At 71.1% G+C, this 23175-nt stretch carries 19 protein-coding genes; 8 read left to right on the top strand and 11 right to left on the bottom strand.

Annotated elements, in window-relative coordinates; all coding sequences use genetic code 11:
• Nucleotides 1-618: 618 nt before the first annotated feature.
• Nucleotides 619-1782 (top strand): acyl-CoA dehydrogenase family protein, encoded by a 1164-nt coding sequence (locus FRAEUI1C_RS15010; protein ID WP_013424157.1) that lies wholly within the window; start codon nt 619-621, stop codon nt 1780-1782.
• A 137-nt stretch (nt 1783-1919) separates the two neighbouring features.
• Here the strand turns inward: FRAEUI1C_RS15010 and FRAEUI1C_RS15005 are convergent, their stop codons facing one another.
• On the bottom strand, nt 1920-2864 hold the full coding sequence (locus FRAEUI1C_RS15005; RefSeq protein WP_013424156.1) for a sulfotransferase family protein: 945 nt from the start codon (nt 2862-2864) through the stop codon (nt 1920-1922).
• Nucleotides 2865-3089: 225 nt separating this feature from the next.
• On the opposite strand from FRAEUI1C_RS15005, the gene FRAEUI1C_RS15000 reads away from it, so the two are divergent.
• The 3 genes from FRAEUI1C_RS15000 to FRAEUI1C_RS14990 all read left to right on the top strand — a co-directional run bounded on the left by FRAEUI1C_RS15000 (nt 3090) and on the right by FRAEUI1C_RS14990 (nt 4955).
• Nucleotides 3090-4058 (top strand): glycoside hydrolase family protein, encoded by a 969-nt coding sequence (locus tag FRAEUI1C_RS15000; RefSeq protein WP_013424155.1) that lies wholly within the window; start codon nt 3090-3092, stop codon nt 4056-4058.
• A 117-nt stretch (nt 4059-4175) separates the two neighbouring features.
• Entirely contained in the window at nt 4176-4595 is a 420-nt protein-coding gene (locus tag FRAEUI1C_RS14995) for a hypothetical protein (protein ID WP_198318755.1), read from the top strand.
• A 105-nt stretch (nt 4596-4700) separates the two neighbouring features.
• Entirely contained in the window at nt 4701-4955 is a 255-nt protein-coding gene (locus FRAEUI1C_RS14990) for a hypothetical protein (RefSeq protein WP_013424153.1), read from the top strand.
• 171 nt (nt 4956-5126) lie between these two features.
• On the opposite strand, the gene FRAEUI1C_RS14985 is transcribed toward FRAEUI1C_RS14990, so the two are convergent.
• Together FRAEUI1C_RS14985 and FRAEUI1C_RS14980 are read right to left on the bottom strand one after the other, a co-directional pair.
• Nucleotides 5127-5492, bottom strand: coding sequence for a hypothetical protein (locus tag FRAEUI1C_RS14985; protein WP_013424152.1), 366 nt, complete (start codon nt 5490-5492; stop codon nt 5127-5129).
• Entirely contained in the window at nt 5489-5896 is a 408-nt protein-coding gene (locus FRAEUI1C_RS14980) for a serine integrase family protein (RefSeq protein WP_013424151.1), read from the bottom strand. Before FRAEUI1C_RS14980 ends, FRAEUI1C_RS14985 begins: the two co-directional genes overlap by 4 nt.
• Nucleotides 5897-6541: 645 nt before the next feature.
• Between FRAEUI1C_RS14980 and FRAEUI1C_RS14975 the strand changes: the two genes are divergently transcribed.
• Nucleotides 6542-6868, top strand: coding sequence for a hypothetical protein (locus tag FRAEUI1C_RS14975; protein WP_157734943.1), 327 nt, complete (start codon nt 6542-6544; stop codon nt 6866-6868).
• A gap of 861 nt (nt 6869-7729) precedes the next feature.
• Nucleotides 7730-8146 (top strand): hypothetical protein, encoded by a 417-nt coding sequence (locus FRAEUI1C_RS14965; RefSeq protein WP_013424149.1) that lies wholly within the window; start codon nt 7730-7732, stop codon nt 8144-8146.
• Nucleotides 8147-8417: 271 nt separating this feature from the next.
• Here FRAEUI1C_RS14965 and fxsT read toward each other — a convergent pair whose 3' ends face one another.
• The 7 genes from fxsT to metH all read right to left on the bottom strand — a co-directional run bounded on the left by fxsT (nt 8418) and on the right by metH (nt 18376).
• Nucleotides 8418-10676, bottom strand: a complete 2259-nt coding sequence (fxsT, locus tag FRAEUI1C_RS14960) for an FxSxx-COOH system tetratricopeptide repeat protein (RefSeq protein WP_198318754.1) — start codon at nt 10674-10676, stop codon at nt 8418-8420.
• Nucleotides 10677-10991: 315 nt separating this feature from the next.
• On the bottom strand, nt 10992-11591 hold the full coding sequence (locus FRAEUI1C_RS14955) for a DUF4240 domain-containing protein (protein WP_013424147.1): 600 nt from the start codon (nt 11589-11591) through the stop codon (nt 10992-10994).
• Between the two features lie 439 nt (nt 11592-12030).
• A complete protein-coding gene (locus tag FRAEUI1C_RS14950; protein ID WP_041259343.1) occupies nt 12031-12522 on the bottom strand; it encodes a hypothetical protein in 492 nt (163 codons plus the stop codon).
• A 23-nt stretch (nt 12523-12545) separates the two neighbouring features.
• Entirely contained in the window at nt 12546-12944 is a 399-nt protein-coding gene (locus tag FRAEUI1C_RS14945) for a recombinase family protein (RefSeq protein ID WP_013424145.1), read from the bottom strand.
• 282 nt (nt 12945-13226) lie between these two features.
• Entirely contained in the window at nt 13227-13622 is a 396-nt protein-coding gene (locus tag FRAEUI1C_RS36325) for a toll/interleukin-1 receptor domain-containing protein (protein WP_232425435.1), read from the bottom strand.
• A 186-nt stretch (nt 13623-13808) separates the two neighbouring features.
• On the bottom strand, nt 13809-14411 hold the full coding sequence (locus FRAEUI1C_RS14935; RefSeq protein ID WP_049806910.1) for a P-loop NTPase family protein: 603 nt from the start codon (nt 14409-14411) through the stop codon (nt 13809-13811).
• A gap of 254 nt (nt 14412-14665) precedes the next feature.
• A complete protein-coding gene (gene metH / locus FRAEUI1C_RS14930; protein WP_013424142.1) occupies nt 14666-18376 on the bottom strand; it encodes a methionine synthase in 3711 nt (1236 codons plus the stop codon).
• Nucleotides 18377-18841: 465 nt separating this feature from the next.
• On the opposite strand from metH, the gene FRAEUI1C_RS14925 reads away from it, so the two are divergent.
• Entirely contained in the window at nt 18842-19900 is a 1059-nt protein-coding gene (locus tag FRAEUI1C_RS14925) for a phosphatase PAP2 family protein (protein ID WP_013424141.1), read from the top strand.
• 77 nt (nt 19901-19977) lie between these two features.
• Complete coding sequence (locus FRAEUI1C_RS14920; RefSeq protein ID WP_013424140.1) at nt 19978-20757, top strand: maleylpyruvate isomerase family mycothiol-dependent enzyme; 780 nt, start codon at nt 19978-19980, stop codon at nt 20755-20757.
• Between the two features lie 115 nt (nt 20758-20872).
• On the opposite strand, the gene FRAEUI1C_RS14915 is transcribed toward FRAEUI1C_RS14920, so the two are convergent.
• On the bottom strand, nt 20873-23077 hold the full coding sequence (locus FRAEUI1C_RS14915) for a UvrD-helicase domain-containing protein (protein ID WP_013424139.1): 2205 nt from the start codon (nt 23075-23077) through the stop codon (nt 20873-20875).
• Between the last annotated feature and the right edge of the window lie 98 nt (nt 23078-23175).

The following is a 23175-nucleotide window of genomic DNA, read 5'->3' as shown; positions in this document are numbered from 1 at the left end:
GACGCTAGCCGCGGCCCGTTCGGCCGGTCAACCTGCCCCGGAGCGCCGCTCACCACACCGCCGCCGGCGGGCGTCTCTGCCGGGGCCGCCGACGGCCGCGAGCCGGGATCGTCTTCCAGGCAGGAGTCGCAGGGGATCAAGGCCGGAACTGGCCGGGAGGATCCACCGGCCGAAACCGCGATCAACACCATGGCGGTGACGTTGCGGGTCGGGGCATCGCACAATCGGCGACAGATGTACCTCTCGCGGATCGGCTCGACGCCGATATCCATACCAAAACGGCGATCATCGGCGGTCGGCAGCCCGCTTGGACGCGGTGATCGCCAGTTTGGTATGGATCAAAGGCGCATAACGGTCACGAACTGACGATTTCGATACCAGGTTTGCAATCTTGCCGATTGCGGCGACCAGACGCCGCTGAAGATCCGTGACCGGGTATGGGAATCGGCGCCGCGGCCGACCTCAGGATCTGCCGGAGGCGGCTTGGCGCACCCGCGCGCCGACCTGCCCGGTTCGGGATGGCCACTGGACGGGCCCACCAGCGTCGGCACGAGGCGGTTGGGGCTACTAACGTCCGGCGAGGACCGGTGGCGCGGGTGGACGGTGGGGAGGAGTCGGGTGAGCGGGCTGACCCAGGACGAGCTGGACATGGTCGCGCTGGTGCGGGAGTTCGTCGAGGAGCGGGTCAGGCCCGGGGTACGCGAGTTCGAGGCGTCCGACACCTATCCCGCCGCGTTCATCGAGGAGATGCAGCAGCTCGGGTTCTTCGGCCTGCTGGCCCCCGCGGAGTTCGGTGGCGTCGACATCTCGATGGCCGGGTTCGCCCGGGTCACCGAGGAGCTCGCCCGCGGCTGGATGAGCCTGGCCGGGGCGATCGGCGGCCACTCCGTCATCACCTATCTGATCAGGACGTTCGGGACCGACGCGCAGCGGCATGCCTACCTGCCCCGCATGGCGACCGGTGAGGTCCGCGCGACGATGGCGCTGACCGAGCCATCCGGTGGCTCCGACCTTCAGGGCATGCGCACCTACGCCGTCCAGGACGGCGACGACTGGGTCATCAACGGCGCCAAGACCTGGATCTCGAACGCCGCCCATTCCGGGCTGATCGGCCTGCTGTGCCGGACCGACCGGAACGCGCGGCCAGCGCACCGTGGCATGTCCGTGATCCTGGTCGAGCCGGGCCCCGGGCTCGACATCTCGGCGAAGATCCCGAAGCTCGGCTATCGGGGCGTCGAGGCCTGCACGCTGTCGTTCGACGACATGCGGGTGCCTGGCACCGCGGTCCTCGGCGAAGCGCCTGGCAAGGGCTGGGGACAGATGATGCGCGGGCTTGAGGTCGGCCGCATCCAGGTCGCGTCCAGGGCACTCGGGGTCGGCCAGGCCGCGCTGGAGGCCGCGATCGCCTACGCGCAGCAGCGGGAGACCTTCGGCCAGCCGATCTGGAAGCATCAGAGCGTCGGCAATCTGATCGCGGACATGGCGACCCAGATGCGGGCGGCCCGGCTCCTGACCACCGACGCGGCGGACCGGTTCGACTCCGGCGCCCGCTGCGACCTGGAAGCCGGGATGGCGAAGCTGTTCGCCTCCGAGACCGCGATGAAGGTGGCGCTCGACGCGATGCGGGTGCACGGCGGCTACGGCTACTCCAAGGAGTTCGACGTCGAGCGCTACTTCCGCGACGCCCCGTTGATGATCCTCGGCGAGGGCACCAACGAGATCCAGCGCAACGTCATCGCGGCCCAGGTCATCGCCCGCGACGCGGCCGGCGACCGCTACTGAGGCCGCGAACACCGGCCCCGGAGCGCTCCGGCCTGAGCGCGCCGGGCCTGAAGCACGGCGGCGGAGCGTCCCGCCTGCTCCCCAACCGCGCGGCAGCCGCCGGCGCGGTGGTCGCGGCGGGCCACGTGTTCCGCCGGTCAGGAGCCGTCGTCGATGGTGTCCGGCTCGACGCCGGTGGTCAGCCAGTCGGCGTAGGACAGGCCGGTGACCTCCTCCAGCAGCGCGATGTCCTCGACGAAGTAGGGCAGCACGGCGGCCCGCTGTCGCGGGGTGAGGGCCGGCCGTCCGCCCTTCTGCCGCTGAAGCGCCGTGAGCAGCGGGCCACGCGCGACCTGGCGGACGGGGACCGGGAAGTGGTGGCCGATCTGGCCGCCCGTGCGCAGCAAGGCCCGCAGGACCGCGTTGACCGGGGTGTCCGCGACGAACGGCGTCACGTTCTCCGACGGCACCACCCCGAGCTGGCCGGTGGCCACCCCGAGGAAGTCGCACACCTTGTCCAGGGTCGCGACGGGCTCCTCGCGTAGCTCGCGGTAGCGCAGCAGCAGGACCTGATCCCGGGAGAACAGGCTGAACAGGTGCGCGAGCTGGGCGCCGTACCGGCCCTGGGAGACGTAGTGCCAGAAGTGCGCCCAGCCGGCGGCCCGACGCTGCTCCTCCAGCGCGCAGGCCCGGACGAAGTCCCGTTCCGCCTCGAGTCCGGCCGCCCACAGATGGGTCCAGTTCGAGTGCGCCCGGTCCACCGGGTTGCGCAGCAGCACGACAAGCCGCGCCTTCGGCAGCAGCCGCCGGATCCGGTTCTGCGCGTCCAGGTCGTACAGGTAGAACGGCGTGGCCTCGCCCAGCAGCGCGTCCTCCGCCGCCGGGTCGAACAGGGCCTCGTAGTCGGCGCGCCGCCAGACGTGCTCCTGGTATGTCTGCGCGTCGCCGGGGCCGCCCCGCGCCGGCGGCGGGCCCTCGGACAGGAAGAACTTCGGCTCCTTCACCGCCGGAAGGAACAACCCGGGATGCCGGCTGAGGGCGGCGTGCAGCGCGGTCGTCCCGGCCTTCGGCACGCCGATCACGAGAAAGTCGGGTAGGGCCATCGTCGGCACGCTCCTGGCACGGATGAGGACGGTCACGAGCCGACGGCCGCTGCGGAGCGCCGACGGTGTCAGCCTCGGGCGCGGCGACGGATCAACGTCCCCGCCCGGGCGCCAGTGCCGGGGCAGCGACCTCCGAACCGTAACCGATAACCCATCATTTCGACGGGAAAACTTGTGATAAGTGACCGGGACAGCATTGTTCACCCGGGCGGTAGAGTTTCCGGGGTGCCGACCGCCTCGCCAGTCCTGGACGCAACGACACCCCCGCCCGGCGTGCCGCTCCCCCGTCTCGCGGCGGCGGTGACCGTGGCCGCCCCCGAGGGGGACGGTCCTGGCTACTGGGCCGGGGCGCCCAGCGCGCTGCTGGTCGACGGCATCTTCTACCTGGCCTATCGGCTACGCCGGCCCGTCGGCGCCGGCCGTGGCCACGCGGTGGTGATCGCACGCTCGCCGGACGGTGAGCACTTCACCGAGATCGCGCGTATCGACCGCGAGCCCTTCGGCGCCGAGTCGCTGGAGCGCCCCGCGCTGGTGCACACCCCGGACGGTCGCTGGCGGCTGTACGTCAGCTGCGCCACGCCCGGCAGCCCGCACTGGTGGGTCGACCTGTTGGAGGCCGACGACCCGGAGTCCTTCGACCCGAGCCAGCGGCGCACCGTGCTGCCCGGCGACGCGTCGACCGCCGTCAAGGACCCCGTGGTCCGCTGGCATGACGGCGGTTGGCATCTGTGGGCGTCCTGCCACCCGCTCGACGACCCGGCCGCCACGGACCGGATGGACAGCCAGTACGCCACCAGCCCCGACGGCATCAGCTGGACCTGGCAGGGCGTCGCGCTCGCGCCCCGCCCCGGCCACTGGGACGCCCGCGGGGTCCGGATCAGCGAGGTGCTGCTGGAGGGCCCGACCCCGGTCGCCCTCTACGACGGCCGGGCCAGCGCGGCCGAGAACTGGTACGAGCGCACCGGGCTCGCCACCGGCGTGCCCGCGCAGGGCGGCGGCCTCGGCCGGTTCGTCGCGGTCGGCACCGCCCCGCACGCGGTCTCCCCCGACGGCGACGGCGCGCTGCGCTACGTCACCGTCGTCGACCTGCCCGGCGGCGCCCACCGGCTCTTCTACGAGGCGAGCCGGCCCGACGGGACCCACGAGCTGCGTACCGAACTGCTCGCCGCCGACCTCCCGGCGACGCGGTCCTAGAACGGCCCCGCCGGGAACTCTCGCGGCGGGCCGCCACCATTCCGCCGGACGCGCGGTCGGCTTCCGTACGTCATCCCGTCGGACGCGCGCGGCCATACGATGCCGGTAAGGCGGCAGTTGTCGCGTTTCGCGGCGGGCGAGGGCGGCTGCCGAGGAGGAGGAGAAATCTTCGTTCTCAGCATCGCGCTGACGGTTCTGTTGCTGCTGGAGGTTCTCCCGTCGGCCGGCGCCCAGCTCGGGCGGTTCGAGGTCGGGCTGAAACGGCTGGACGAGCTGACCCGGCTGGGTCTGGCGGACGGCCGTCACCTCTGGGTCCTCCCGGCCCTCGGCACGGTCCACCTGATCGGCGGCGCCGCGGTCATCGTCGGGATCTGGCTGCCCGCCGTCGGCGTCGCGGGCGCCGCTCTGGAGGCCGCCGTGTTCGGGTGGGTGCTGTTTCGGCAGCTTCGCGCCGGCGACCGCGGCGGTGCGCTGTTCGCCTACAGCCTTTTCACGTCCATGGCGCTGGCCGTTCTCGTAGTCGACGCCCTGCGCTGAGTCGGCCGCTGTCGAAATCCTCTCCCGCGCGGCGCGGATGGCCGCACACTGAAGGCGCCGTCCGGCGCGGGCCCGCCGCACGGCCGGCTCGCGAGGGGTGACGTCATGGCGATGGGCAACGCGAAACCGGCCTTCGTCTGCGAGAGCTGCCACCAGCGAAGGACCGGCGCGAGCACGCTGACCGTCACCGGCCGGCGGCTGTGCCCGGACTGCTCGGACCAACTCGACGCGGCCGCTGCCGGGGCGATCGCGAACCCCGGGAACCCGGTCGGTGGCGCGATCGCCACCGCCGGCTGGCTCGCCGCGCTACGGCCCCACCGCCGCGCCCGCAGGACCAGCGGAAACCGCGGGACCGGCTGATCGCGGCCTCCTCGCGGCAGCTCTTGAGGCCAATTCCCGTACCCATCTTTCATTTAGAACATGTGACCTGGTGTGAGGGTTGGTCTACGGGGGTGGGCAGGTGCAGCCTGGTGGCCGGGTGATGCTGGCGAGTGCGATGACGGCGTTGGGGTCTTCGCGTTGGATGAGGCCTTAGAGGCGGGCGCCGAGTGCTGGGTCGTTGGTGGCGGTCATGAGTGTTCCTACCGCGACCTGGTAGGGGGTCAGTCCTCGGTCGGGCATGCCGGTGACGTCGGGTATCCAGCCGTCGGCCACGGTCGGCGCGTCCGGGTCGGCCTGGTAGGTGGTGTCGGGTGCGGAGGGGTCGGGGACGCCGCGTGGGAACCGGCGGAACAGTAGCGTGGTCCCGCCGTCCAGCGAGGTGTGACCGACGAACGCGGCCGGGGGTAGTCCTGCCGCGACGGTGGCGATCTCGGCGGGGGTCGCTCCGATGAGGATCTCCAGGCCGTAGCCGTTGTCCGGGAGGACGACGACGCGGACAAGCGGCCAACTACTCATGCGGCTACCGCCGTCAGGGAGACGCTCGCGCCGAACTCGGCGACCAGGGGGCCGAACGAGGCGGCGTCGGCGGTGTCCGACCCGAACTCGGCGATCAGCAGCCGGACCCCGGCGTGCCGCAGCAACACCAACTCCTGGGCGATCTCCCGCTCCGTGCTGCCGATCGTCTCCAGCTTGTCGACCACGACGACGTCCGCCCGGCGGGTCCGGACCAGTCGGCGGACCGCTGCCCACGTGCGGCCGTCGCCTCCGCCGCGTCCGAGCTGGCAGATCCCGGTGTCCGCGATCCAGCCGCGCTGGGCGCACTCGGTCTCGAACGCCGCCCGCTGGTCCGCCAGCGAAGCGGCTCCGACTCCGCGACGGGCGAAGCACACGGCCCGCACCCCATCTGACATACTCGCCATTGGGTCCACTCCTTGTTCGCTCAAGGTTTGGGTCAAGGCCCGGGATTGGTGTTAGCGCACCTTCCCGGGCCGCCCTATTGATTTGTACTTCGCTTCTCAGAAAACCTGGCCAGGCCGTGGAATGCAGCCGATTCGACAAATTCGAGCGGCCGAAAAGCGAACATTTACCGGCTGGGTGAACATGGCCTCCGCGTGCTTTCCTGGTTTCACGTGGAACCTTTCCTGTATTCTCCGACGGTACTCTCCGTGCCGTGCGACGTGGGGTTTCGTGACCGCTTGGCGTTTCTTTCTTCACGCGCTAATAGCGTCCGACTCCTTCCGGTGCTGCCCAGGTAGACGGCTTGGAGCGGCTGTCTTCGGCCCTCCCATTTTTCCTCCCCCATCCCCCATGGGTGCCGCACTTAGCGGCATGGTGGCGGTGTCAAGGGTCGCCCGAAGGGTGATCGGCGCAGCCGACGGGCGTAGCCCGCCCGTGATGCCGGTGCCAGGCCGTTAGATCATCGGCACAGCCGGGGAATGGGCAACCCACAGACAGCCGCCGTGCGACGCCGGCTGTCGGCTGCGCCTGGCCTCGCCGTTCCGTTGGTTCGCGCGTTCATGGGGACAGCGGGACGTCAGGGCGCTGCGGTGTGGGACGATCGGGTCGTGCTTCCCCTGCTGATCGTCGTGTTCGCTTTCGTGAACGTGGTTGGCTATGTCATGGCGGTGCTGTTCCGGAACCGGTACGGGGAGCGCGCTGGTGAGTGGACGCTGACGGTCCTACGGATCGCCGTGAGCGCCCTCCTGATACCCGTGGCATTCATAGGGGTCGGGGTCTGGGGGGGCATAGGCATGGCCGTCGTATCTCCCTTCGTCGTGGTCGGCCCGGAGCTGATCCGACGGCGCGAGGCACGCAAGGCTGCGGCAATCGAGCCTTCGCGGGCGGGCGGCGTGTCGGACGCACCGGACGCCGAGAGGGCCAGTCGCGGTTGATGCGGGCTGACGGAGACCGACGACCTCAGCGACGGGCCGACGCTCCGACACGCGCGGGCGGGGTGGCAGCCCGACACGTCCGGGGTGCCGAGCGAAGCGAGGCGGGGCCCCGGGGCGTGGCGGGCTGACGGGGCCCCGGCCGTGCGTGGCGCGTGCGGCGGCACGGCGCGGCGGCCGAAGGCCGCCCTTGAAAAAAGTGAAGAGAAAGTCTGCGACGGCCTACCGGGCAATAGCTAGTATTCGGGCACATGGAAGCCGGGCTGCCCTGGTCGGAGTACACGAAGGATCGCTTGCCGGGCGGCTTCTCGCACGCGGTGGGCCGCGACAGGGTCGAGCAGGCTCTCCGTAGCGCCGGTGCAGAGATCGGATCCCTGAGTCTTGGAGGGCCCGGGCCGCCCTGGTCCGAAGCCGGCGAGCGCTTCTCCATGGTCTTCGACGTGTACTGGCTCGGGGACGGCAGGTCGCGCACTCGCGGCCCAGCCCTGGATCGTGACCGGCTCCTGATGCGATGGAATGCCGTGCCCGCCGGTGTTCGATCCGCCCTAGCGCCGCGGATCGTGGATCGGTGGCTGCCCGAGGCCTGCCGTTGGGCGGCGACCGCGCCTGGACGCGGCAACGTTTGGCGGGCGACCGATCACCGGTGGATGCTGGTGCGGTCCGAGGACGCCTTGACGGTCCGAGCGGACTAAAACAACGTCCTCATTGCCGTAGACCGCGCGGTCGATCGCGCATCGGCGACGATCTTCGTGGGTGCGGGTGAGGGAGGGTGTCGTCAACGGTGGTTCGGCGGATTTGTACTCGACTGACATGTCATCCCGAGATCAAGACTGGTGATCGTCGCCGACTGTAAGGGGTGGCGCGGTGAGCTGGGTACCGCTGATCGTGTTCGGCGCGACTGTCCTCGGCTTCGGCCTGGTCGGCGCTGCGGACGTCGGCTCCTACGGGCGTTTTCTGCGCCACGGCCTACGGGCGGTCGCCGTCGCGCAGAGTCGCAGGGAGGTTCTCGTGCGGCGCGCGCCCGCCCTCTGGCGGACTGAGACTGTCTGCGTCTACGCCGATGCCGACGGCGGGACACATGAGATCACCGTCGGGCGGGCGTTGCCGATCGGCGTGAGGATCGCGGTCCTCTACCTGCCACGTAGTCCTGGCTACTCGGTGGAAATGCGCGGCGAACAATCGCCATCCTGGCTACGCAGCTACCTGCTGGTTGGGGTCGGTGCCGGGGCGGCGATCGCGCTACTAACGGCGCTTGTACAGGGGATGGGGGTCCAGTGGTGACACGGACGCTCCAACAGGATCGGTCCCCGAAGCGGCCGCATAGCCAGTCCCGCTAAGCCACCCGTACGCCGTCGACTGCCGGGACTCTTCGTTCCGCTGTCATCGAGGGCCTAGACGAGGACAGGACGCCCAGGCCAGGGCACGCCGGCGACCCTGCCATCTACCGAGGCCGGTCACAGGCGTGTCCGTGATGTCCGTTCTCTAGTGCGCGAGAACTCGCCCCTTCTCGCGCACGACAAGGTCAGCGCGCGCTCAATACCACCTGATCGACTCAGCTAGGCGCCGAACTGTCGCATGTGGCGGTAGCCTCCCGAGCCCGCTTTAGATTCGCGCGAAACGTCGCCAACCATGGATGCTCTTGGTCCAACACCCGTTGCGCAACAGCCATGGTCTGCTCGTACAGGCCGATCGCCTGCTCCACCCGCCCCGCTGTCTCGTAGGCGCCGGCCAGGTTGTTCCGCGAGATCAGCGTGTCCGGGTGCTCCGCGCCCAACACCCGCTCCCGGTCGGTGAGGGTCTGCTCGTACAGGCCGATCGCCTGCTCCACCCGCCCCGCTGTCTCGTAGGCGCCGGCCAGGTTGTTCCGCGAGATCAGCGTGTCCGGGTGCTCCGCGCCCAACACCCGCTCCCGGTCGGTGAGGGTCTGCTCGTACAGGCCGATCGCCTGCTCCACCCGCCCCGCTGTCTCGTAGGCGCCGGCCAGGTTGTTCCGCGAGATCAGCGTGTCCGGGTGCTCCGCGCCCAACACCCGCTCCCGGTCGGTGAGGGTCTGCTCGTACAGGCCGATCGCCTGCTCCACCCGCCCCGCTGTCTCGTAGGCGCCAGCCAGGTCGTTCCGCGAGATCAGCGTGTCCGGGTGCTCCGCGCCCAACACCCGCTCCCGGTCGGTGAGGGTCTGCTCGAACAGACCGATCGCCTGCTCCACCCGCCCCACCGCCCGGTAGGCGTAGGCCAGGTTGTTCCGCGAGATCAGCGTGTCCGGGTGCTCCGCGCCCAACACCCGCTCCCGGTCGGTGAGGGTCTGCTCGAACAGGCCGATCGCGGCCGGGAGTTGGCCATGACCTTGCCAGTAGGTCGCTGTCCGGTCCGCCAGCCAGCAACCATCCGCGAACAACTGGCCCTCTCCACCACGTGCACTCTCGGCCACGGCCAGCGCGTGCGGAAGCAGTACCCGCCACGCCGGCCAACCCCCGGGATTCCCCCAAACGTCACCAGGCAGCACCTCACACAGCAAACCTGCCAGCACCCGCAACGCTTCGTCAGACCGCCCGTCCGGCGCGTCCTCCCGGGTCACCGCCGCCACCAGGCGATGCACCACCAGCGCATCCCCATCACGGCGCGCCAAGCTATACCCCACCAGCGCCCCCACAGCCTCCTCCCACGCCACCGAATCACCCGCCGCCACCCGCAACGCCGCCAGACCACCCCGATCGCCGGCAGTCTCCGGCCAGTCGACGTGGTCCCCCGTGAACAGATCCACTGGGATCGGCTCCGGCCCACACCACGCACACAGCTCCAACAGCCCCACCGCCGCCGGATTCTCCGCCCGCAACCACGTGACCGACACCTGCCACACCGACGCCACCGTGTCCGGCCGATCCACCACCTGACCCCGACCCAACATCACCCCCGGCTGGGCCTCCACCAGGCGCGCATACCGCTGCGCCGATATCCCCGTCCTCGCCAAGTAACCCGCCGCCTGATCCACCGCCAACGGCAAATCCCCCAACAAGGCCGCCACCCGGTCCGCACCCACGTGATCCGCCCCAGCCGGCCCTGATTCCAGCAGCTCCAACGACGCCGACCGTTCCAACGTCGGCACCTCGATCCACGCCGACCCCAATCCCCGCACCGCACGATTCCGCGACGTCACCAGCACTCGACCACCCCCTGACGGCCGAAACCGCGCCACCGCCGCTACCTCCTCGACGTTGTCGAACACGACCAGCCAAGAAGCCACCCCCCGCAACGCCGCCCACACCGCATCCGCATCCGATTCGGCCGGCAACCCCAACGGCCCCGCCAACTCCGCCAGCCGCGCCTCCACCAACTCTGCCCGCTCCGCCACCACCCACCACACCACGTCAAACTCCGCCCGATGACGATGCGCATACTCCAGCGCCAACGCCGTCTTCCCCACACCCCCCAGCCCATCCAACGCAACCAGCGACACCCGAGCCGCCGCCCCAGCAGCCGCATGCACCTCCTCCAACAAATCCTCACGACCCACGAACCGCACCAGCCGCTCCGGCACGCCCCACACCGACAAACCCCGCCCACCATCACCAAGTCCGCCGGCCACACCCGCGGCGAACACCTCATTCCCCGGGAAAAGACCCGCCGCCACCCCCATCAACCGCGCCCGACCATCCACCACCACGCCGGCAGCCAAAAGCCGGCCGGCCTCCGACCAGAACTCCACCGCCGTCGTCCACCCCGGATGCCGCGACCGCACCAACCCCGCCGACTCCAACACCACCCGCGCCGCCACCACATCCGCGAACACCTCAGCGAACTCCGCGACCTCCACCACCGACAACCCCACGCTCACACGCCCCCCGGCATCCCGAGCCCACCCGAAGCCGACACCAAACGCCGACACCAAAGATCGTCGCCAAAAATCTGTACGGGTTCAAGGGCGGCCTTCGGCCGCCGCGCCGTGCCGCCGCACGCGCCACGCACGGCCGGGGCCCCGGCAGGCCGACACGCCCCGGGGCCCCGCCTCGCTTCGCTCGGCACCCCGGGCGTGTCGGCCTGCCACCCCGCCCGCGCCTGTCGGAGCGTCGCCCCGTCGCACCTGAAAACGATGATCGCTGCGCGCCTTGGCCGGCGAGAGGTCGTCTCGCTATCTGAGGGCGGCCGGCGCGCCATCGGAGCCGCGGAACAACCTCCAGAGTCTCGGAAGGCGAGCCTGCTGCTGTGCTGGGTCTTGGAACTGGAATTTCTCACCCGGCGCGTACGCGGCGGCGAACGGTCCGCGCGGCTCGTCGGCTGTTCTGTCCCAGTAGGCGTGTTCCTTGCCCGCGAGCCGGTCGTAAGCCTTCCCCGCCGCATAGTTGAGCTGCTCCATCTGCAAGGCGTACCTGTCCGCCTCCCCGCTGGCGATCCGGATCACCAGTGGATGCTCGGCGAGCGTGTCCGGCGCCGTGACGACCTGCTCATAGGTCTCGCGACCGAGTGCGATAACACCCGCGCGGAAGTCGATGAAGCTGTCGTCCGAGCAGAACCGCAGCATGAGGTCGGCAGCCGCCCAGAGGCTCCACGTATGGGCGCGGATGTGCGCGAGCCGGAAGTGCGTGTCGAACTGAAGGATGTCGTCCAACGTCAGCCCGGCAAGCCGCGCCTCGACCGCGTCAGCCACCAGCCCGTCGGCTCGGTCTTCCTTACCGAGATCGACCGCGCCGGCCGAATCCTCGATGATCGACCAGAACTCGTCCACCTGCATACCCGCAGCATGACAGCGGACGGACCCAGCCGGTCAGCCAGGCCCGGAGCCAGCGGAAAGCGGGCGCGCCGATGACCTCGCAGAGCGGAACAAAGACGAGCGGGGCTCTGCCCCGGACCCCGGCCCTTCCACCAGAGGAGGGGGAGGGACGGCGGGAGTCCGCGTGTCTCCTCCGGCAGGCAGGCAGGCACCCGGAGGGTTGCTCCAGGAACCCCGACCGCGCAAGACCCGCACCCGCGTCGATCGGCGCGAGAGGCGACGGCGGGTCTTGCGCGGCCGAGAACCCTGGAGCAAAGCAAGGCTTGCCTGCCCGCCGGAGGAGCCCCGCTCAGCCCGAGGAATGCAGGGGCAAAGCCCCGAGGCCCCGGCGATGCGAAGGGCCGGCGGCCTCCAACGGGGGGATGGAAGCTGCCGGCCGTCCTCGACGGTACGCCCCCGCCTACGAGTGCCGACCGCCGTTTCGGCAGCCGCAGTGTCGGCCGAGGGCAAGGTCGGCCAGGGCCACGACGCCTTGTGGGGGAACGCGGCGGATCAGCACGGCGATCCAGGCCGCCGCCGCGCCGTCGCGGGCCGCCGAGACAAGTTCCCACACCGCCTGCTCGAACGGCGTCAGGCCCCGATCCGGACCGACCGCCTGACCGACCTCCGGAACCCAACCGGAGCCCTCGACCGGTGCGGCCGTTATCGCGTCTGCCGGATCTTCCGGAGCAGTCTGGCCGGGCCAGGGCGCCGAGTCGATGACCACGCCGGGTGGGAAGTCCCGGAACGTCATCACCACGCCCGAGCCGGCCCGGTCCATCGACAGCGCGTCGACCAGGATCGACGCCGGGAGCGCCGCGACACCCGCGACGAGTTCCGGTGTCGTCGCACCCGAGCGCACCGTCAGGAAATGCCAGCCGTCATCCCCGGCCGACACTTCCACCAGCCGCACGCCCGGACGCTCACCCGACCCGCTCACCGGGCCACCGCCTCACGGCCCCAGATGTCCAGCAGCGCACCCACCAGGCCGTAGCCGACCGGCTCACCGGTGTCGATGCCGTCCCGGGCCACCAGCAGCCGCACCCCCGAGCGCTGGAGCAGCGACAAGACCCAGAGCTGACCGGCCTCGGTCGCGGACATCCGCTCCCAGGTGTCGACCACGACCACGTCATACGCACCCGACCGGACCATCCGCACCACCGACCACCAGGCCCGCAGCCCCCGGCCGATCTGGCAGACCGAGCCACCCGCCGACCAGCCATGCGCCTCACACGCCGCCGTGAACACCGCCCGTTGAACCGGCAACTCCCGCATCGAACCAACCGCATGACGGGTGAAGGACAGCGCCCGCACCCCATCTGGCACAATCACCATTGGGTCCACTCCTTGGTTGCATCAAGGTTTGGGTCAAGGCCCGGAGTTGGTGTTCCACCACCGCTCCGGGCCGCCTTATTTAGTTACCTCTGATTCTAGTCGAGCCGGCCGCCGAAAACCGTCGATTCACGGAATACAGTGGAGCCAATACGGCGCGAATTCGACCGCTACCGTGGAATGCACCGCCGCCCAAATGAAAGGCCGAACCGACCCGGGGACAATGCGCGTCGAGGGCCACCAGGTCCACGCCAACCCGAGCCGACCAAGCCCGGACGCGGGTGCTCACCTCGCAAGCAACGAACAGCGACGCGAACCCCCGAAGATCAGCGCACCGGCACGGGCGTAGCGCCATGTGACCTGGGTCACCATTCGCACTATAGTTCGCCGTTTCGCTGCGGCCAGTATCGGAGGCAGCGGGCAGTCGGCGACCCGCAGCGGGATCAGCTTCATTCCGGCCAGCGCCCCGGCCCACTCGTAGGTGGACCAGTGTGCGTCGAAATAGGCCGGCGAGCAGATGGCAATCGTCCACTTCGCGGCCGTCATCTGCTCGTTGATCCAGACGACGACGTTGGTCCCGGCGGGAGAGTCCCACACCTGCAGGGAGACCGTCCTGCCGGCCTTCTCCAGCGCCGCGGCGACCCAGGTCGCCCACGCCTCGTCAGCACCGGTATAGGACACGAAAAAGTCGATCCGCGCGGGGGGCGAGCCGCCCGACTCCCCACCCGAGCCCATATGCACAGCTTGCCAGACTGAAATGGACGCTCATAGGTCACAGCTCGTCACCGCCGCGGGTCGCGAAGACACCGTGGTCGACCGCGGACGGGGATCAAACCGTCAGGGGCACTCGGGCGGCGGGTGCCCGTTTCAGGATGACTGGGGCGGATCCGGCGCCGGTTTCTCCTGTTGAGAGGCCCGTAACGGGCCGTCGCACCAGCGGTCGACCGCGGAGTTGTTGGGAAAGCGCACGATGGTCAGGTCGGGGCACCGCTCACGCAGTGACGCGATCCGCGCCGCGGTCTTGTGATGCCCTCGCCAGGCCCAGCGGACGATGTGCTCAGGGTCGGTGAAGAAGGCACTCAGCGGGGGCTCGTAGTTGCCGTTCCAGAGTTCCACCCGCCGCAGCCTGCGACGCACCGTACGGAAGATGACCTGGCGCATGACGGTTCTGCGGGGCAGGTCCAGCCAGAGCACGAGGTCGGCCCGGTCGGCGAGCAGTCCGCGTACCGAGCTGTACTGCCACTCGGTCGCCCAGGTGGGCTGGCTGGTGAAAGCCTCCACGTCGTCGAGGAAACTTTCCCGCGGTACCCAGTTCGGGCCGTGGAAAAGCCCGTCCATGTCGACGTGCGGGATGTCGAGGATCGCGCCGACCCGGCGCGCGAGCGTCGTCTTGCCGGAGCCCGACGTGCCGGCGACGACCACCCGCCGAGGCAGGCGCGGCAACGGGTCATCGGCATCCAGCAACGGCACCGAACGACGATACCGGCCCGGCGGCCCCAGCCGGCCCGCCCCAGCGAGCCGCGAGCGGCTCCCGGCGAGGCGCATGATCGCCGTTTCGGCCCTCCAGTGGTTGCCAACCAGGCCGGACAACAACCACCCGAGGGCCAAAACGCCGATCATGCAACCTGACCGGCCGGCAGAGCCACCGCGGCCTACGCTGGGCCGATCATCCGGCCCGACCTGTGGCAGAGCCGGCCCGACCGGCCGGCAGAGCCGCGGGGGGCCTACGCGGGGTCGTAGGCGAGGTTGGGCCGCAGCCAGCGCTCGACCTCGGTGACGGGCTTGCCCTGGCGGGCGGCGTAGTCCTCGACCTGCTCGCGGGAGATCCGCCCGACCGTGAAGTAGCGCGCCTCGGGGTTCGCGAAGATCAGGCCGCTGACGGCCGCCGCCGGGGTCATCGCGAACGAGCTGGTCAGCTGCATGCCGAGGGTCTCGGCGCCGAGCAGGTCGAACAGCTCCCGCTTCTCGGTGTGGTCCGGGCAGGCCGGGTAGCCGAGCGCCGGCCGGATTCCGCGGAAACGCTCGGCGTGCAGGTCGGCCATCGCCGGGCTGGCGTCGGGCTCGAACCAGGCCCGGCGCGCCTCCAGGTGGATGAACTCGGCGAACGCCTCCGCCAGTCGGTCGGCCAACGCCTTGATCATGATCGAGCGGTAGTCGTCCTGGTCGGCCTCGAAACCGGCGGCCAGCGCGTCGGCGCCCTGGATGCAGACGGCGAACGCGCCCAGGTGGTCGCCGCCGCCGGCGGGCGCGACGTAGTCGGCGAGGCTGCGGTTGGCCCGGCCGGCCGGCTTCTCCGTCTGCTGGCGCAGCATCGGGAACCGGACGTCGCCGTCGGACGACGCGACGACGAGGTCGTCGCCGTCGGCGTGGGCCGGCCAGACGCCGTGCACGCCGTGCGCGGTCAGCGTCCCGTCGGCGATGACCTGGTCGAGCAGCGCCGTGGCGTCGTCGAACAGCTCACGGGCGACGGGCTCGTCGAGGATCGCCGGGTAGCTGCCCTTCAGCTCCCAGGCGAGGAAGAAGAACCGCCAGTCGATGAACTCGCGCAGCTCGGCGATCGACGGCGTCAGCGTCCGCAGGCCGGTGAACGACGGGGTGGGCAGGTTGTCGAAGCTGATCTGCTCCCGGTTGGCCCGAGCCGCCGCGAGCGACAGCAGCGGCCGGACCTGCCGGTTCTCGTGCTGCTCGCGCAGGGTCGCCTGGTCGGCCCGGTTGCGCACGTCCAACGCGGCGGCGCGGTCGGCGTCGAGCAGGTCGGAGACGACGCCGACGACCCGGGACGCGTCGAGCACATGGACGGTCGTGCCCTGGTAGGCGGGCGCGATCCGCACGGCGGTGTGCTGGCGGGAGGTGGTCGCGCCGCCGATGAGAAGCGGCAGCTTCAGCCCGCGGCGGTCCATCTCGGCGGCGACGGAGACCATCTCGTCGAGCGACGGGGTGATCAGTCCGGACAGACCGACCGCGTCCGCCCCCTCGGCCACGGCGGTGTCGAGGATCTTCGCCGTGGGCACCATGACGCCCAGGTCGATGACCTCGTAGTTGTTGCAGCCCAGCACCACGCCGACGATGTTCTTGCCGATGTCGTGGACGTCGCCCTTGACGGTCGCGAGGACCACCTTGCCGGCGCCGCGGCCAGGCGCGATCCGGCCCTCGGCGAGCGCCTGGGCCTTCTCGGCCTCCATGTACGGCTCGAGGTAGGCGACGGAACGCTTCATCACCCGGGCGGACTTGACCACCTGCGGCAGGAACATCTTGCCGGCGCCGAACAGGTCGCCGACGATCTTCATCCCGTCCATCAGCGGGCCCTCGATGACGTCGAGCGGCCGGGCCGACTTCGCCCGGGCCTCCTCGGTGTCCTCCTCGATGAAGTCGACGATCCCGCGGACGAGCGCGTGCGAGAGCCGTTCCTCGACGGTGCCCGCCCGCCAGGACAGGTCGGCGCCCTTGCGCGGGCCGGTCGCGCCGCCACCGGAGGCACGCAGTTCCTCGGCGTACGTGACCAGCCGGTCGGTGGCGTCCTCGCGACGGTCGAACAGCACGTCCTCGACGAGCTCCAGCAGCTCGGCGGGGATGTCCGAGTAGACCGCGAGCTGGCCGGCGTTGACGATGCCCATGTCGAGCCCGGCGGTCACCGCGTAGTACAGGAACGCCGAGTGCATCGCCTCGCGCACCACGTCGTTGCCCCGGAACGAGAACGACAGGTTCGAGATGCCGCCGGAGAGGTGCACCCCGGGGCAGCGCTCCTTGATCAGCGGAAGGGCGTCGATGAAGGCCTTCGCGTAGCCGTTGTGCTCGGCGATGCCGGTGGCGACGGCCAGCACGTTCGGGTCGAAGATGATGTCCTCGGCCGGGAAGCCGATCTTCTGGGTCAGCAGGTCATAGGCGCGGCCGCAGATCGCGACCTTGCGCTCGGTCGTGTCGGCCTGGCCCTGCTCGTCGAAGGCCATGACGACGACGCCCGCGCCGTACGAGCGGATCAGCCGGGCGTGGTCGAGGAACGGCTCCTCGCCCTCCTTGAGGCTGATCGAGTTCACGACGCCCTTGCCCTGCACGCAGCGCAGCCCGGCTTCCAGGACGCTCCACTTGGAGCTGTCGATCATGATCGGGATGCGGGCGACCTCGGGCTCGGTCGCGATCAGGTTGAGGAACGTCGTCATGGCCTGCTCGCCGTCGAGCAGGTCCGCGTCCATGTTGACGTCGAGCAGGTTCGCCCCGCCGCGCACCTGCTCCAGGGCCACGTCGACGGCGGCCTGGTAGTCGTCGGCCTCGATGAGGCGGCGGAACCTGGCCGAGCCGGTGACGTTGGTCCGCTCGCCGATCATGACGAAGCCGGTGGAGGGCGCGATCTCGAACGGCTCCAGGCCGGAGAACCGGGTCCGGGCCGGCCGGTCCGGCAGGGCGCGCGGCGTCACGCCCTTGACGGCGCCGGCGACCGAGGCGATGTGCGCCGGGGTGGTGCCGCAGCAGCCGCCGACGATGTTCACGATCCCGGACGTCGCGAACTCGCCCAGCAGCTGCCCGGCCTCGGCGGGCGTCTGGTCGTAGCCGCCGAACGCGTTCGGCAGGCCGGCGTTCGGGTAGCTGGCGATGTGCGTACCGGCGAGGGCCGAGAGCTCGGCGACGTACGGCCGCATCTCGGCGGCGCCCAGCGAGCAGTTCAGCCCGACGACCAGCGGGTCGGCGTGCGCGATCGACGCCCAGAAGGCCTCGACCGTCTGCCCGGACAGCGTCCGGCCGGACATGTCGACGATCGTCACCGAGATCCACAGCGGCAGCTCGGGGGCGGCCTCCTTCGCGGCGGCGATCGCGGCCTTCGCGTTCAGGGTGTCGAAGATGGTCTCGATGAGCAGCAGGTCGACACCGCCGTCGGCGAGCGCGGAGATCTGCTCGGCGTAGGACGCCTTGACCTCGTCGAACGTGACGGCCCGGTAGGCGGGCTCGTCGACGCGCGGCGACAGCGACAGCGTGACGTTCAGCGGGCCGATCGAGCCGGCGACGAAGCGGGTGGTGCCGGTCTCGGCCGCGACCTCGTCGGCGACCTTCCTGGCGAGCGCCGCCCCGGCGAGGTTCATCTCCCGGACCAGCGGCTGCAACGCGTAGTCGCCCTGGCCGATGCTCGTCGCCGTGAACGTGTTGGTGGTGATGACGTCCGCGCCGGCCACCAGGTACTGGTGATGGACGTCACGGATGACGTCCGGCCGGGTCAGGTTGAGCAGGTCCGGGTCGCCGGTGACGTCACGCGGATGGTCCTCGGGGACGACGCCGCCGACGCGGTAGTCGGCGGGGGTCAGCCCGACGGACTGCAGCATGGTGCCGTAGGCGCCGTCGACGACGACGACCCGCTGGGCGAGCAGGTCCCTGAGCTCCTGGATCCGGCGCCCTCGCGCGGCGACGTCGTGCCCCGCTGTCAGGCTCTGGTTCACGCCGGTGCCCATCGAGACCTCCCGCAGACTGTGTGGGAGGCGCCCTTCGGGATGTGGAACCAGCCGAGCGTGGCGGGCCCCGGCTTCGTGATTCCCACCAGCAGCCGGCCCGTCGCAGCGCCTCTCGACCTGTGTTCGACCTTACCGCGTGGCCACGCCGGACCTCCAGCGACATCCGGCCCCGCACCCGACTTGCCGGGACGCGCCGCCGGACCGTCCGACCCGGCGCAGCCCGCTCGTTCCGGGCCGGTAACCAGGCCGGATGCCCCTGGCAGCCACGGGGGAAGCCCACGGCCCTGTCGCGTAGGCCACACCGGGAGGTGGGCCTAGCCCCATGGGCGACCGCGGATCGAGGGGATTTGCTGGGACTAAATCGGCCGATGGCCGGTCTTTAGCTTTGTTAAGTCCTCTGCCATGCCCACCTCGCCGTCGGGCGGGTCGCTCCGGCCCGCTGCCGCAGTCCTGAGGAGGTCCCCAGTGGTCATCGCGACGAACGACGTCGCCGGTTCGGCGCAGCCTCCGCCGCGCCCCGAGGGCGCCAGGGCCGGCAGCGGGCCGGCGCCGGCCGGTGAGCCCGGACAGAAACCAGGCGAGCGGCCCGATCCGAAGGCCACGCCCGCCGCGGCCGACCGGGTCGCGGCGGAACGGCTGCCGCGCTGGTGGGTGGAGATCCCGGCCATCGCCTCGTTGTACGGGCTGTACACCGGCATCCGAGGCCTCAAGAGCGACGATCTGGCCGGGGCCGATCGCACCGCCCGACGGCTGCTGCACCTCGAGCAGGTCACGCACCTGAACCCGGAGCACCCGCTCAACAACTTCCTCGTGCACGCCACGGTCCTCGCGGTGCCCGCCTGCTACTTCTACGCGACGCTGCACTACATCCTGACGCCCGTCGTGCTGGCCTGGATGTACCGCCGCAACCCGGCGCACTACCGGCGGGCCCGCAGCACGATCCTGCTGACGACGATCCTCGGCCTGGTCGGCTTCTGGCTGCTGCCGACGACGCCGCCGCGGCTGCTGCACGGCGCCGGCTTCCACGACACGATGGCCCAGGTCAGCGACTGGGGCTGGTGGGACGACGACGCGAGCGCGCCGCGTGGGCTCGGCGGCCTGACCAACCAGTACGCGGCGATGCCCTCGCTGCACTGCGCCTGGGCGCTCTGGTGCGGCTTCCTCATCGCACGGCACGCCCGCCGGCCGGTCATCCGGGTGCTGGGCGCCTCCTACCCGGTGCTGACGACGCTGGTCGTCATGTCGACGGGTAACCACTACTTCTTCGACGCCGTCGGCGGGATCGTCGACCTGGTGCTGGCCGCCGGCATCGTGCTGCTGGTCGGCCGGGTCGCGCGGCGGCGCCCGACTCCCGAGCCCGGTGCCGGCGCCGGGCCGGCGGCGCCCCAGCAGGCCGGCGCGCAGGTGCCCTCGCAGGGGCTGGCCGCGGTGGCGGCGCACCCACCGGGCAGGATGCCGATCGGTGGCCGACGGCCGGCCTGGAGCCCCAGGCTGGCGGCCGTCCCCGGGCCCGCGCCCGGCTGAGCGGTTCCACGAGGCGGCCCGCGTGGCGGCCCGGCCGCCGGTTCGACCAGGCTGACCCAACGAAGGGAAGCATCTCGATGTCCGACGAGGCCAGCTCCGTACTCGCGGCGCTTCGCCGCTCGCACGACCTGCTGAGTGCCGCGACGGCGGGACTCGACGGCCCGGCGCTGCGTGGGCCGTCCTACGCGTCCGAGTGGACCATCGCGCAGGTGCTGTCGCACCTCGGCTCCGGCGCCGTCATCGGCAAGCTGAACCTTGACGCCGGGCTCGCCGACGCGCCGTTCCCCGAGATGGCCGTCTTCCAGGGTGTCTGGGACGTCTGGAACGCGAAGACGCCCGAGGCGCAGGCCGCCGACGTGCTGCCCGCCGACCAGGCGCTGATCGACACCTACGCCGCCGTCCCGGCCGAGACGCTCACCGCGCTCCAGCTCCCGCTCGGGCCGATGAAGCTCGACGGGGTGACGATGATGCGGCTGCGGCTGGCCGAGCACGCCCTGCACACCTGGGACGTCAAGGTCGCGCTCGACCCGGCGGTGACGGTCGACGCCGACGCGGTCGCGCAGCTGGTCGACGGGGTCGGCCTGCTGATCGGCTTCCTCGGCCGGCCCGGCGCGGACAAGGCCGTCGTCCACGTCGTCCTGACCGAACCCGCCCGGGAGCTGGCGCTGACGGTGGGTGACGCCGTGACCCTGGCCCCCTGGGACGGCGCGACCTCCGCCGACGCGACGCTGACCGCGCCGGCCGAGGCGTTCCTGCGGCTCGCCTACGGCCGCCTCGACGCCGCCCACACCCCGGCGGGGGTCTCCGCGGAAGGCATCGAGCTGGACACCCTGCGCGCCGTCTTCCCTGGCTTCTGAGCGGCGGTCTTCCCGGTTCTCCGCGCGGCTGTCTCCCGGCCGGGGCGCTCACGGTCGGGAGAGGCGGCGCGTTCCGGGCGTCGGTCAGCACATGGCGGCTCGGTCAGCGGCTCGGTCAGCGCACCGCGGTGAGGAACGGGCTGGGTGCGCCGTGCCACGAGACGTAGAGCTGCTCGCGTGCCCTGGTGCAGGCGACGAACAGCACGCAGCGTTCCCGCTGCAGGTCCAGCGCGTGCGCGTACGGGTCCTCGTCGGCCGGCGTGACCGCGCTCGACGGGACCTGGCCCGCCCCGACGCCGGTGACCGCCAGGCAGCGGAACTCCAGGCCCTTCATCCGGTGCATCGAGCCGACGGCGACCTGGCTGCCCGTTCCCGCCTTGCGGCCCCGGGGCTTCGGCTTCGCGAGTGACCGGGCGGGCAGGCCGGCGTCCAGCAGCGCGGTGAGGGTCTCGTCGACGACGGCGTTCGTGCGCGCGGCGACGCCGATCTCGGCCGGCTCGACACCGGCGTCGATCCAGCCGCGCACGACGTCGATGAGGCCCTTGGCCTCGTCCGACGGCGTCGGCGCCCCGGCGAGGACCGGGCGGCGGCCGTGCAGCTCGGAGCGATAGCCGGCGATGCTGTCGAGCCCACCGTCCAGGTCGTCGATCCGCTCGTCACGCAGCATGCCGAGGCTCCAGGCGAGGATCTCGGCGGTCGTGCGGTAGTTGACGGTCAGCCGGCTGGCCCGGCCGGTGACGACGATCCCGTGGTCGCGCAGGCTCGCCCGGTGGCCGTAGATGCGCTGGTGGGCGTCGCCGGCGAGGAACAGGTCGTTCTCGGCGGGGGCCACGGCGGCGCGCAGCAGCCGCCACTGCGCCGGGCTGAGGTCCTGCGCCTCGTCGACGACGACATGCCGGAACGGCCGGCGGCCCGCCGCGTCGGGATGGTGGCCGAAGAGGTTGGGTGCCACGGCGCCCTGGTCGAGCAGCCGAGTCGCCTCGGCGCAGACCAGCGCGTGGGTGAGGACGCCCTGCTCGCGCAGCCGGGCCTCGAACGCCTCGACGGCCGCCCAGACCCGGCTCCGCTGCGCCGCCGTCAGAGGTTTGCCACGGCCGGCCCTGGACGCCGCCTGGTAGCCGGCGAGGTCGTTGATCCCGTTGCCGAGGATCACCTGGCGCCATTCGTCGGCGACGAACCGGTCCCCGAACGCCAGCCCCCGCTCGTCGATGAGCTCCTTCCAGAGGTCACGCTCGTCGTCGCCCTGGATGAGCGGCGGTGGCGCGCCGTGGACGGACCGCCAGATCTGGTTGGCGACCTGGTCGACGGTGCGGACCGCGACCCGGTCCCGGATGGCCGCCTCAGCCTCCAACAGGGCCAGGTTCGTCTGCAGCGTCGCGGTCAGGGTCCCGGTGAAGGTCGTCAGCAGGACCGGCCCCGCTCCGGCGGCGGCCAGGTGGCGGGCCCGGTGAAGCGCGACAACGGTCTTGCCTGTGCCTGGGCCGCCGGTGACCCTTGCCGGCCCGCGATACCGGGCGTGGGCGACCTTGAACTGGACCGGATGCAGGTAGACCCGCCACAGGTCGAACGGGTGGTTGAGCACCTCGAGAAGCTCGGCCGGCCCGGAGACCAGCACCACCCGGTCCTGGCTGCGTTCCACGGCGGCGGCCACGTCATCCGGGTCGAACGCGCCGGCCCCGACGGTCGCCGGGCTCACCGGCTCGTCCGGCCCGCTGACGGTCAGGACGGCCGCGGCGATCTCCTGCCAGACGTCGTCCGGCGACAGGCCGGCGGCCAGGCCGTAGAGCACGGTCCACTGGCTTTCGGGCAGGAAGGCCTGCGCGGTCTCCAACTGGGCGAGGTCGGTGACGGCTCGGGCGAAGGCGAGGGTCTGCTGGTCGATGCCGAGCCGGCGCAGCGTCGTGGCGTCGACGTCGGCGAACAGGGGACGCGTCCCGCCGCGCCCGCGCCGCGCCGATCGGTCCAGCTCGGGCAGCGTGGCGTCCAAGGCGACGCTGTCGCGGATCTCGATGCGGCCGGTGGCCGAGTTCACCGACACCCTGCGGCGCTGGGCCCAGGCATAGGCCTCCTCGTGCGGCAGCACCTTCAGCAGCGTGTAATGGTCGCCGTGGTCCGGTGCGAGGACGACACCGCGCCAGAACTGGTCAATTCGGATGGTGCGCAACCGGTCGTCCCGGGCATTGCTGATCTTCTCCAGGTGCAGGCCGGCATGGGTGGCCTGCTGAAACTTCGCGAATGTGTCGGAGACCTTTTGTTGAACGGGCTTGTCGAGTCGCGCGAAGTCCAACAGGAAGTCCTTGTCGATGCCCAGCCGAGCCACCGCGCGTCCCCTTTGGTCTCGTCATCGGCAGGTCCACGCCCGGCGCGGATCAGCCTGCGGGCAGGACCTCATGACGGCCATCGCGCGCCGATCCGGGC

This window comes from Pseudofrankia inefficax, assembly GCF_000166135.1.
GTDB classification, from domain to species: Bacteria; Actinomycetota; Actinomycetes; order Frankiales; family Frankiaceae; genus Pseudofrankia; species Pseudofrankia inefficax.
The sequence above is the reverse complement of the archived record's forward strand: the minus strand, read 5'-3'. Positions and strand labels throughout refer to the sequence as shown.